This window comes from Rhodanobacter fulvus Jip2 (genome assembly GCF_000264315.1).
Taxonomy (GTDB): Bacteria; Pseudomonadota; Gammaproteobacteria; order Xanthomonadales; family Rhodanobacteraceae; genus Rhodanobacter; species Rhodanobacter fulvus.
Genome location: NZ_AJXU01000023.1, coordinates 1 through 11612 on the forward strand (window position 1 = coordinate 1; position 11612 = coordinate 11612).

The window sequence follows — 11612 nt, forward strand, 5'->3', positions numbered from 1 at the left end:
AGCGCCAAGCGGGGTGGCCTTCTCTTTTGGTTACTTTTCTCTTGGCCACGCAAGAGAAAAGTAACTCGAGCGCCGAAGGCGATCGAAAGCTCTTGCTCTAGAGCCACATTCAAGAGCAAAAGCCTCGCGACTGAAGTCGCTCCCACAGACGCTCAAAGAGCGAGAGCTTTTTGGTGCACGACCGAAGTCCCTTGTGGACGGGTTGCGCTCCTACGCCGGGTTGCGCGCCCCTGAAACGCGGTCGCGTTGCTCCAGATCCTGCGCGGTGAACACGTCGTCATAACCAGCCTGACGCAGCAACGCGCGCGCCGCGTCGCCCTGATTCCAGCCGTGCTCGAACAACAGCCAGCCACCGGGTACCAAGTGTTCGCGCGCGGTGGCCACTATGCGGCGAATGTCGTCCAGCCCATCGCGCCCCGAGGCCAGCGCCGTGGCCGGTTCGAAACGCAGATCACCGCGCGCCAGATGCGCGTCGTCGGCTTCGATATACGGCGGGTTGGAGACGATGAGTTCGAACCGCGCATCACCCAACGGCACCATCCAGTCACCCTGCACGAAGGCCACGTTGTCGATCCCCAGCCTCGCCGCGTTGCGTCGCGCGACCTCAAGCGCCGCCGCGCTGGCATCGGTGGCGGTCACGCGGCAGAGCGGTAACCCGCTGGCCAGCGCCAACGCCACCGCACCACTACCGGTACCCAGGTCCGCCACCGCGCCAGCAAAATCGCGCGGCAGGCGTTCCAGCGCCAGCTCCACCAGCAGCTCCGTCTCGGGGCGCGGGATCAGCGTGGCCGGCGTCACCTCCAGGTCGAGCGACCAGAAGCCGCGCGAGCCGATGATGTAGGCCACCGGCTCGCCACGCGCACGACGATTCAGCAGTTCCGCATAAGCCGTCTGGACGTCCATATCGGGTACGTCGTCGGCATGCGTGAACAGCCAGCTGCGCGACTGCCGCACAGCGTGCAGCAGCAGCAACTCGGCCTCGGCACGATCACCGAGCTGTTGCGTGGCATCGACCAGCAGGTGGCGTACGTCAGGCATCGGACGAGGGTCCTGCGGATGGCGGCAGCGGCGGCGGCGCGACGGCTTTTGGCGCGTTCTTGCGCCAATAGTCGCCACGCGTCCACGCGTCGAATCCCCAGCGCAGCCAGCCGATCAGCGCGTTCGCCAGCCACAGCGCCCAGGCCAGCATGGCGATCTTGTAGACCCACAGCGAGACGCTGAGCACGCCGGCGCCAGGCAGCGCATTCGCGCTCTGATCGGCGAACCAGTGCAGGTTCCATGCACTGGAACCCTGGCCGGCCACATGCATGTCCGGCAGGCCCAGCAGGCCGGTCGGCACCGCGCCGATCAGCACGATCAGCGACAACAACGTGAGCCCGGCAAGACCGGCCTGCAGCAGGTTGAACGTCGTCACGCTGAGCCGCTCCAACGACGCGCGTGCACGCAGGCCCAGCAGGATCAGCCACAGCACCACCAGTGCGTAGGCGCTCCAGGCGAAGGCCGAGAAGCCCAGTCCAAGCAGCAGCCAGTGATGAAAGCGCAGCGGCGTGGGTGCGAACCGCGCCAGCAGCCAGGCGGCCAGCAGCAACACAATCAGCTGCGACCAGTACAGCACCGCCGGCCCCGCCGTCGGACCCCACGCCCACAGCACCCAGCGATCCTGCGGCAGCTGCAGGGTCAGGTCGATGTTGGCCACCGGCGCATGCAGGGCAAAGATCGGCGTGTGCACGCGGGTGGCGATGCCATGGGGTTCGCGCAGGCGCAAGCGGTAGCCGTGCTCGCCGGGCAGCAGCGGCAGGCTGAGCTTGCCGTCACGCACGGCGAGGTTGATCGGCTGCTGGTCGCGATGCGCTTCCAACAGCTCGACACCCGCCGGCAGGTCGATGGCATGCTCGCCGCCGCGGGTACTGCGCGCACGCAGGTTCAACACCGTTTCCGTCGCCCGTTCGCCGACCGTACTGGCCAGCTCGACACCGTCGAAGGCGAGACTGTCGCCCTTCATGGCTACCGGTTGGTTGAAGGCGAGCTGCAGGGTTTCGCCCGGCAAGGGCTGGTACAACAGACCATCCTCGCTGGCGCTGGTCGGCACGCCCTTCGCGTCGACATGCCACATCGGCGCCGCGTGGATGGCCCACACCTCCGCCCGCTCGCCCAGCGCCGGTGCCTTGAGTGCCAGCGAGATGGTCTGGTCGAGGCGGCTGGTCCAGCTCACGCTATCGCTGTTGGCGTTGAAGGTGATGCTGATCCGGCCATCCTGCACTCGCGCCTCATCGCCCTGCGGATGCTCGCCGGGCAGCAGCGGCAAGGTGGTGCTGAAACCACCCTCCTGCGGCGCGATGCGCTCCGCCACGTTCTGCACGGTCCAGTCCAGGCCCAGCACCAGGGTGCGGGTCAGCCGCACGTACGGCGGGAAACTCTGACTGGACGGCAGGCTCTTGCCGTCGTCGGTCGTGCGCACGCGATGCAGCGCGATGCTGTCGCCCAGTGCGCGACCGCCATCGACGCCATCCAGCGACCAGCCCTCGCCGCTGAACGTGACGCGCTGCGGCCGTTGCGCAAAGCGCAGGCTGGCGCTGTCCGTGTCGGCGAGGCGGTAGCGCAGGCTGATGCGGTGCACGCCGCGATCCAGCCGCACCAGCACTTGCCCGGCATCGCGGGTGAGCGGCGCATCCGCGTGGCCGTCCACCGCCACCGCGAGCAGTTGCAGGGCGTCATCGGCCTGCGGCAACGGCAGCGCCACCGCGGCGCCGATGTGCGCCTCCAGCTCGACGTCCAGCGCATCGTCGCTGGCGCGCAACTGCGCCTGCGCCAGCTCGGCGCAGCTCGGTGCACACTTCGGCGCTTCGGTGAGGCGCGTGCGCAACTGATCCAGCAACTGCTGGCTCGGCATCTCCTGCGCCCGTACGCCGTGCGGCAACAACGCCAATGCCAGCAGCGCCGCACCGGCTACGCCGCGACCACGCCAGTGCGGCCAGCGACCGCGCCACGGCAACCCCAACACCGTCACCAGCCGCCCCAGCAGCGCCGCCAGCAACAACACCATCGCCACGCGGAATACGCGCACCAGCCACGCCGGCGCAATCACCAGCCGGCTGCTCTGTTCCACCGTCACCGGCCCGGACCAGCCGAGGCGGTAGTTGTTGCCCTGATCCCAGCGCGGCATGCCTGCGCCGGCCTGAATTACGCTGCGGGGATCGATGCGATCGGCCGCTTTGTCGACGGCGGCAGCGGCGATACGGACATTGGCGTCGGACCGCGATGCCAGCCGCGGTGACGGACTGGCCATGGTCATCTTCTCGGCCATCGGCCGGGACGCCATGGCGGAAGCGGTTGGCGCCGCTGGCGCAGGTGGCGGTGGCGCGACGAACTCGTCCTGCACGATGCGCTCTTTCTCTTTCTGCAGATGAGCGTGCTCCACGCCCTGCCCCTCGAGCTGCGGATGCAACGCGTACTGCAACTGGCCGGCGGCGAACGGCAGGGTCGACAGCACGGTGAGCGCAAACACGACCATGGCGCCGATGCGCGCCGTTGCACGCAGGCGTCCTTCGGGCAGCGCCCGCAGCAGCAAGGCCAGCGCCAACACGCTGGCGATACCCCACAACGGCGCGCCGTTCTCGTGCTGCGCCAGCACCAGGTAGCCCGCAGCCAGCAGCGCCCACGGCCAGCCCAGCAACCGGCCCGCCAGCAGGGCGATCAGCGCCAGCACGAACAGGTCGAGCAGGCTCCACTGGGCCACCCACGAATCGGGCGAGCGATCCACGCCGACCGCGCCCAGCAGGCGATAGCCGGCCGGCAGGTGCAAGATGGCGTCGATGCTTTCCAGCGGCAGCTGCCAGCCGGCACTGGGGATCGCCCCCGCGTGCGCAGCCAGGCGCAAACCCGCGGACAGATCGAGCGTGCGATCGCGCAACTCGACGCCGCCGGCGCCGTGTTCGCCTTGCGTGATCAGCAGCGGATCGCCCGCCTGACTGGCGCGCTGCAATTGCCACGGCGCGGCCACGTCCAGTCGCTGGTGATGGCGCAGTTCGCCTGTCAGCGTGTCGGCCACGCTGAGGCCGCGGCCATCGAAATCGAGCCACATCTGCCGCTGCAGATGCAGCTGGTCGCCCTGCCCGCCTTCATCGCCACGGCTGCCTTGTTCGATCGACAGCCCCGCGGCGTCATCCAGCACAAACGCCGGCAGCTCGCTCCACCGGCCCGGCACGCCAGCCTGGGCGGCATCGGTGGCATGGCCTTCGACGCGCGTGCTGCGCAGGTCGGTGTCGTCGGCATAGCTCCAGATTTCCTGGCGCGGCCATGGCGCGGCGGGCAGCTTCAGCGTCACCTTGTGCAGCGGCGCCACGCTGCGCGCGTCCAGCGATACGGTCCATTGCCCCGGACGCAGTTGCACGCGCAGCTGGCCATCGCTTTCCAGCCGCGCCGGCAGGTCGCCGGACAAGGTGGTGGCGACGAAGCCGGCCGGCAACACCGGCCCCAGCAATTGTTCGCGCGCACTGCCGCTGACAGTGAGCTGCAGTTGGGTCTGCAACGTGGCCGGAAGGCCGTCGCCGAGGCGGCGATAGACGCGCAGCGACAACGCGTCGGCGGCACGCTGCGCCGCGGCCGCTTCACCGAGCGTGAGCTGATCGCCGTTGCGTTCGGTACGCGCCACCGCCGCGCCATCGACGCGCAACGTGACCAGCCCGATCGTGGCCGGCACGCGCAGGCGCGCGGGACGCGCCGCCCACGGCAGCGTACCGCTCAGCTGATAGTCGCCCGGCGCCAGCCACAGCATCGGCGCGCCGTCGCGCTGCAGCACCGTGGCTGCCTGCTTGTTGACGCTGACCTGTTGCGGCCAGGTCCTGGCGTCGCCCGGCAACGCCACCCAGGTCGGCGCATCCACGTGCACGTCGAGGCTGAAGCGGCCGCCGTCCTTGTCCGCATCCACGGTCAGCCGGCCCGGCCATGCGCATTGGTAACTGCCATCGTTCGGCATCTCGCTGGCGAGAAACGGGCAGCCGTGCTGCGGCACGTCGTGCAGCACCCAGCCCTGCCAGTCGCGCAGCGGCGGCGGTACCTCCTGCGCCAGCGACGGCACGGCGATCAGCAACCACAGCAAACCCAACAGCCCGAGGCCGGGCAATCCTGGCGATCGACGACGCATGCATTTCTCCCTGTGTGCCTGCTGGCCGGCACAGTGTAGGTGGAACACGGCTTGGACGAGGCCCACGGCCTATACAATCCGCGGCGATCGGCCCGGCGATCACCACCGGCCCCGAAACCCGCCATTTCAAATCCCCCCGGCTCGCACGTCTCAGACAGGAAGACGCCGAAAACCCGAGCCGAGCGCCATGAAACCCTGCTGATGGACAGTCCGTACCGCATGGAACATCCCCGCCCCGAGGCCGCGCGCCCAGGCGGCCCTTCCGCCCATGCCGGGCAGGTGGCTGCGCTGTATCGCGAGCATCACGACGCCCTGGTGGCGTTGCTGCAATGCCGTCTCAGTTCGCGCACCGATGCGCAGGAGATCGCGCAGGAAGTCTATGTGAAGTTGCTGACGATGAATGACCTCACGCACGTGGAATCCCCGCGCGCGTTCCTGTTCCGCATGGCGATCAACCAGTCGATGGACTACCTGCGCAAACGCGTGGTGCGCGCCAACGTGCCGCCCGACCCGATAGACGACAACGTGCACGCCACGCCGTGGCCCGAGCAGCATCTGTGGGCCAGCCAGCAGTGGAAGAAGGTGCAGGCCGCACTGCGCGAGCTGCCCGCCAAGGCCAGCCGGGCGTTCGTGCTGCACGTGGTGGAAGGCCGCTCGTTTGCCGCGATCGCGGTCGACATGAAACTCAGCGAACGCATGGTCCGCTACCACGTCAGCCACGCCATGGCGCACTGTCGAGAACGCTGTTTTGCACCGGAGGCGCCGTAATGGCCAACACGACTGGATTCGGGGAAGACCCCATGCACACGGCAGCGATCTGGTGGACCCAGTTGCGCGATCCCGAGCCGTCCGCGGATCTGCTCGAACGCTGGAGCGCGTGGATGGCCGCCGACCCCGGCAACGCGCAGGCCTTCGCCCAGCTGAATGTCTTGGGTGAGGCGATCGCGCACGCGCCAAGTCAGCAGCGCCAGCAGTTGATCGACGAATTCGCGCCGCCGCGCGCCGCACGCCATCGCCGCCCGCTGATGGCCACCGCCGCAGCCGCCGTGATCGGCCTGGCGCTGGGTGGCTGGTGGCTGCTGCACGGCGGGCTGGACATGGCCGCGCCAGCGCAGCAATACGCCAGCGCCGTGGGTGAAGACCGCGACATCCAGCTGGCCGACGGCACCGCCGTCCAGCTCGGCGCGGCATCGACATTGACCACCCGCTACGCCGCCGATCGACGCGACATCGACCTGCGTGCGGGCGAGGCGTTTTTCACCGTCACCCACGACAGCAGCCGCCCCTTCGTGGTCACCGCCGGCCCGTTGCACATCGAGGATATGGGTACCGCGTTCAACGTGCGGCGCACCGGGCAACGTGTCAGCGTGGCGGTGACCGAGGGTCGCGTGCGGCTGTCGCCGTCCGATGGCACGTCGCTCGGCGCCGGCGCCGCCTCCGGCCGGCTGGACCTGGTGGCCGGGCAGCGTGCGGAGTACGACCCGACCACCGGCGCGGTCAGCGTTTCCGCAGTGGCGGTCGAACACGCGGCGGCGTGGCGCCAGCATCGGCTGGAGTTCGTCAACGAGCCGCTGGCGGCCGTGCTGGCCAACGTCAACCGCTACAGCCACCAGCCGATACAACTGGCCGATCCGCGCCTGGGCGAACTGATGTTCACCGGCACCGTCAACACCACTACCATCGACAGCTGGGTGGGCGCCTTGCCGCATGTTTTCCCCGTGCAGGTAAGCACCTTCGCCGACCACGTGGTGCTTTCGAGCACCGGGCAACCCTAACCGGATCACGCGTCGCATGCAGGGCAAGATGGCAGCACGTCAACCGCGCCGCAGCGACCGGCGCACGCCACCCCTGCGCTACCGGGAAACCGTTGCCCGGCGGGATGCGTCGACGTGCGGCGGATGACGTCGCGCCACTCAACAGGATGGCGGCGGCATGCGCTTGTCGCCTGCATGGCGTGGGGCGCGGCGGTGGCCTGGCCGGGGCCGGCCGATGCCGCACCGGCGCCCGCGTTGGTGAGCGGCACGACCCATTTCTCGATCCCGGCACAACCACTGTCCAGCGCGCTGATGGCGCTGGGCCGCCAGGCCGATGTGCAGGTGCTCACCTCCAGCGCCGCGATCGCGGGGCGGCAAAGTACCGGCACCTCCGGCAGCCTGAAGGTGGAAGCGGCGCTGGCCCATCTGCTCAAGGGCACCGGCCTGGATTACGAGGTGATCGGCAAGCGCACGGTGGTGGTGCGCCAGCGCCATTTCACCCCGGCGATTTCCTACCGGAGCCCGCTCAGCGGCACCAAACCCAGCGTGCCGATCGTCTCGGTACTGGATGCCGTGCAGGTTTCCGGGCTGGTGCTGTATGACGTCGGCTTCCTGGGCAAGACCACCCGCGGCGCCACCCGCACGGATGCGCAGCTGAGCGACCTGCCGCAGTCGGTGAGCATCGTCACCCGCGACCTGATGGATTCCCGCCAGGCCTTCGAAGTGGCCGACGTGGTGCGCCATGTGGCGGGCGTGGATTACGTGGACGGCTTCGGCGGCCCGCCGCTGTTCCGCATTCGCGGCTTCAGCACCGGCAACGGCCTCACCGACGGCATGCCCAACGGCGTGGCGCGCATCGAGGATCTGCCGCCGCTGATCGGCATCGAACGGGTTGAGGTGCTGAAGGGGCCGGAGACGATACTCGGCGAAGCATCGGTGGCCAATAATTTCGGCGGCTCGGTCAACATCGTGATGAAGCGACCGCAGGCCGAGCCGGTGCGGCACCTGCTGTTCTCCACCGGGCGATACGACGGCACGCGGCTGGGCATCGACCTGGCGGGGTCGCTGGATCAGCAGGGGCGCCTGACCTACCGCCTGGTCGCCGCCGGCAATCGCGCCGGTCGCACGGTGCAGGGCTACCACGGCCAGCGCAGTGGTTACCTGGCGCCGTCGCTGGCCTGGCAGGGCGATACCACGCAGCTGCTGCTCGGCCTCGAATACATCGACAATCGCGTACCGGTGGCGGATCACACGGTGCTGCTCGGGCCATCGCTGGCGGAGTCGTCGTCGTTCCATACGCTGCTGGGCAGCCCGGACGACCATGCGCGGTTCCGCACCCGGCGCGCGTTCTACATGGCCGAGCAGGCACTGGGCGACACCTGGAGCCTGCGCAGCCGCGGGCAATACGTCAGCCAGCACAGCAACGGCCAGGCCTGGGCGTTCGCCGACACGCAGCGTTTCGGCCTGACCGAGGCGATGGCCAGCACCTACCGCTATGCCGACGCGTTCTACACGCTGCAGAACGAGCTGGCGGCCAGCTTCGACCAGGGCGCGCTGGTGCATGACGTGCTGCTGGGCATCGACTACGCCCGCACCCACACCGGTAACAGCGCCGCCTCCGGTGTCGTTACCGGCGCGGCGATCAACGCCGAGTTGCGACCGGACAACCTGCTGCCATCGGTCAACTCGCAAGACGTCACCCTCATGCGGACACGGCCGCTGGGCGGCTCCTGGTCCAGCAACACCGGGATCTTCGCGCAGGACCAGCTGTCGATCGGCGAGTCATGGAATGTGCTGGCCACCGTGCGCCACGCCACCTACGAACTGACCGGCGGCGACGCCCCCGCTACGCGCCGTTCGAAGTGGGTGTCACGCTTGGGCGTGGTCTACAAACCCGCGCCTGATGTGTCGCTGTACGCCTCCAGCAACACCGGCTTCCAGGTCGACGCGTTGCTGGGCGAGGATGGCCGCCCGCTGCCGCCCTCGGTGTCGCGCCAGATCGAGGTGGGCACCAAGCTCGACCTGTTCGACCAGCGCGCGCGGCTCACCGCCGCGTGGTACCGCATCCGCCTGGATCACAGCATCAACCGGATATCGCCGGAGCCGCCCCACTTCGCGGAGCCCGGCCCCGGCCAGACCAACAGCGGCGTGGAGATCGAATTCGAGGGCCAGATGCTGCCGGGGCTGGACGTGTCCACCAGCTACACCGGCGCGCGCGTCCGCAACCACGACGGCAGCCTTCCCTACGGCGCGCCCCGGCATCAATGGAACGCCTGGGCCAGCTACCGTTTCCAGCCCGGCGCGCTGCAATCCTGGGGCGTGGCCGGCGGCGTCTTCGCGCGCTCGCGCACCCGGGGCCGCGTGGAAAGCGGCGGCTATTTCGCCATCCCCGGCCAGCTCAGCGCCGAGGCCAACCTCACTTATTACGGCGACGCGTGGTCGGCCACGCTGGGCATGAAGAACCTGTTCGCGCGCACCTTGTACGCCGTCAATGCCGAGTCGTCGTTCGTGCCGGTGCGCGAAGGGCGCACGTTCCTGCTCAGCGCCAGCTACGACTTCTAGAGCGCGTCTCACAAGCCGGCCACCAGCATGCCGCCGTGTTCCGATGCCGGCTGCTGCGCGGCCGGCGATCGTGAGTGGACGATGGCGGCGGCATCGCGCGAAACCGAAGCCGTCGCGCCAGCGGGAAAGCGTTCGTCCGTGGAACGGAACGCGGCGGCGAAAGCCGCGCAAGCCTTCTCGCGGAATGCCTCCCGCTGCTGCCGCTTCTCGCGACGGCTGCGCGGCCCATCGGCGCACGGCGCCCGCATCAGCGACAGCGGCAATTCAAGACAACCCGACGACGACGGCACGCCGCCCTGCGCTCGCCAGAAAGCATCGTCGCCGTCCGCGTCCGGCCCGTGCGACACGCCCGCCACACGCGCCGATGAAGCGACCGCACGGATGCGCTTCAAGCCATGCAGTGCCGCCAACTCGCGCACCAGCGACACCAGCAGGTCGGTCGGATGCAGGCCATGGCTGGCCTGGATGAATTCGCGCGACGCTTCGGCCGGTGTGTGGGGACCGGCGCCTTTCACGGCACCGACGATAACGCTGTCGCTACGGTCGAAGGTCAGGATGCACGACGCCAGCACCTGCTTGTCCAGCGTCAGCAACAACAGGCTCAGCTCACCCGCGTCGCCCCGCGACGGCTTGCGCAGGCTCAGATACGCCCCCGTCGCGCCGTCCAGCCGCAACGTGGCCAGCCGCGCACTGCCGCCCGACACGATGCGCTCGCCCAACCGCGCCGGAAAACGCCGCATCACAAACGCATAGTGCGAGCTGACGATACGGCGCCGGGTATCCCCATCGAAATGCGTCGAAATATACGGCCGATGCCAGCGCTCGTAGAGCCCGGGATCCGCCTGCGCCGCCCGCCGCAGGGTATCCCGCGCATCCAGCGCATGCAGCCACCGCGTCTGCCGAATGAACAACCGCACCCAACCAGCCATGTGCACCACGAACTGCCACCGGCTCTCGCCAGCGACCAGCCGCAGCGACCAGCGGCGACGCAAGGCCTCAAGCCACAACATGCCGGTTGTATTCATTTGTGCCATGCGCATCGGTTCACCTCGTAACGCCGAGTTGATCTTTAAGACGCGCGGGCGGGGGAATTTTGAAATGGGTTGGTATGGTGCTTTGAAGGAGCTTGCCAGCCTGCACCTGGCCTCAGCAGACAGTGTTCGACCCAAAAATGACATGCGACCCGAAAAAGTTGGAAGGCGTCAGCGTTGCTGGCGGAATCGGAGCCTTGTAGGCAAGCTTCACGCTAGACGCGACCCGCCATACCAGCCATGCCCAACAATTTGCAGGCACAGGGGAAGAAGATGAACGTGAAAACGTTGGCCATGACTATGGGAATCAGCTGTCTATCGATTTCTGCACTGGCTACGGCGCAACCAGTTCCCCCTGGGCCGATCATCACCGACCCGGTCTATACGAAGGCCGTCCGGCTCGTAGACGTCGGCGGCGGGCGGCACATCAATCTTTACTGTCGTGGCACTGGGTCCCCCGCCATTATTTTCGATTCCGGCCTCAGTGACTCGACAATCGCTTGGGCGCTAGTGCAACCCGCAATCAGCGAGAAGAACGCGACCTGCTCGTATGACCGCGCCGGCCTCGGATTCAGCGACGCCGCGACGCGCCCCAGCACAGCGGGCAACGACGTCGACGACATTCATCGGGCGCTCCAGGTGGTCGGTATAAGACCGCCATATATTGTGGTAGGCCATTCCGCTGGCGGAATGGCGGCGCGCGTTTTCGCTGATCGCTACCGCGATGAAGTGGTGGGCATGGTCCTGGTTGACCCCTCCCACGAAGACCAATCAACGCGATTCAAGACGATTGCGACGCCCGAGGCATTGGCTCACTGGTCCGACGAGAACGACACGTCTTGCATGGATGCGATAAAGGGCGGACAGATTCCGAAGGACTCGCCCGTCTACAAAAAATGTGTGGGTGAACCCTATCCGCGCTTTAGCAATGCGATCAATGACGTGATGTTGGAATACTCAGCCAGAGAAAAATACCAGGCTGCAACGACGTCTGAGGGCCTTAACTTTTCGGGTGTAAGCGCCGACGAGACCCGCGCGACACGCCGGGATTTCGGCAACATGCCCATCATTGTGCTGACACATGCTCCATATCCGCCAGCGAAGGATGCTCTGATCTATTCC

7 protein-coding genes are annotated in these 11612 nt (G+C 67.9%); 4 read left to right on the plus strand and 3 right to left on the minus strand.

Features of this window, described 5'->3' with window-relative positions:
• Positions 1–210 precede the first annotated feature (210 nt).
• On the minus strand, positions 211–1038 hold the full coding sequence (gene prmC / locus UU9_RS04630; protein WP_007080560.1) for a peptide chain release factor N(5)-glutamine methyltransferase: 828 nt from the start codon (positions 1036–1038) through the stop codon (positions 211–213).
• Positions 1031–5143 (minus strand): hypothetical protein, encoded by a 4113-nt coding sequence (locus tag UU9_RS04635; protein WP_040670277.1) that lies wholly within the window; start codon positions 5141–5143, stop codon positions 1031–1033. Before UU9_RS04635 ends, prmC begins: the two co-directional genes overlap by 8 nt.
• A 201-nt stretch (positions 5144–5344) precedes the next feature.
• Between UU9_RS04635 and UU9_RS04640 the strand changes: the two genes are divergently transcribed.
• The 3 genes from UU9_RS04640 (at position 5345) to UU9_RS04650 (ending at position 9459) form a co-directional block, all read left to right on the plus strand.
• Entirely contained in the window at positions 5345–5911 is a 567-nt protein-coding gene (locus tag UU9_RS04640; protein ID WP_007080562.1) for an RNA polymerase sigma factor, read from the plus strand.
• A 32-nt stretch (positions 5912–5943) separates the two neighbouring features.
• Positions 5944–6918 (plus strand): FecR family protein, encoded by a 975-nt coding sequence (locus tag UU9_RS04645; protein WP_007080563.1) that lies wholly within the window; start codon positions 5944–5946, stop codon positions 6916–6918.
• Between the two features lie 174 nt (positions 6919–7092).
• Positions 7093–9459 carry a TonB-dependent siderophore receptor gene (locus UU9_RS04650; RefSeq protein ID WP_007080564.1) on the plus strand — a complete coding sequence of 789 codons (2367 nt, stop codon included), beginning with the start codon at positions 7093–7095 and terminating at the stop codon, positions 9457–9459.
• An 8-nt stretch (positions 9460–9467) separates the two neighbouring features.
• Here UU9_RS04650 and UU9_RS04655 read toward each other — a convergent pair whose 3' ends face one another.
• On the minus strand, positions 9468–10484 hold the full coding sequence (locus tag UU9_RS04655) for a DUF535 family protein (RefSeq protein ID WP_237710214.1): 1017 nt from the start codon (positions 10482–10484) through the stop codon (positions 9468–9470).
• 246 nt (positions 10485–10730) lie between these two features.
• Here UU9_RS04655 and UU9_RS17260 point away from each other — a divergent pair.
• The coding region (locus UU9_RS17260; RefSeq protein ID WP_007080566.1) for an alpha/beta fold hydrolase at positions 10731–11612 on the plus strand (882 nt) is incomplete at its 3' end.

Coding starts and splice junctions, on each gene's coding strand:
- UU9_RS04640 (WP_007080562.1), top strand. CDS start 5,345: ATGGACAGTCCGTACCGCATGGAACATCCCCGCCCCGAGGCCGCGCGC.
- UU9_RS04645 (WP_007080563.1), top strand. CDS start 5,944: ATGCACACGGCAGCGATCTGGTGGACCCAGTTGCGCGATCCCGAGCCG.
- prmC (WP_007080560.1), bottom strand. CDS start 1,038: ATGCCTGACGTACGCCACCTGCTGGTCGATGCCACGCAACAGCTCGGT.
- UU9_RS04635 (WP_040670277.1), bottom strand. CDS start 5,143: ATGCGTCGTCGATCGCCAGGATTGCCCGGCCTCGGGCTGTTGGGTTTG.
- UU9_RS04655 (WP_237710214.1), bottom strand. CDS start 10,484: ATGAATACAACCGGCATGTTGTGGCTTGAGGCCTTGCGTCGCCGCTGG.
- UU9_RS04650 (WP_007080564.1), top strand. CDS start 7,093: ATGGCGTGGGGCGCGGCGGTGGCCTGGCCGGGGCCGGCCGATGCCGCA.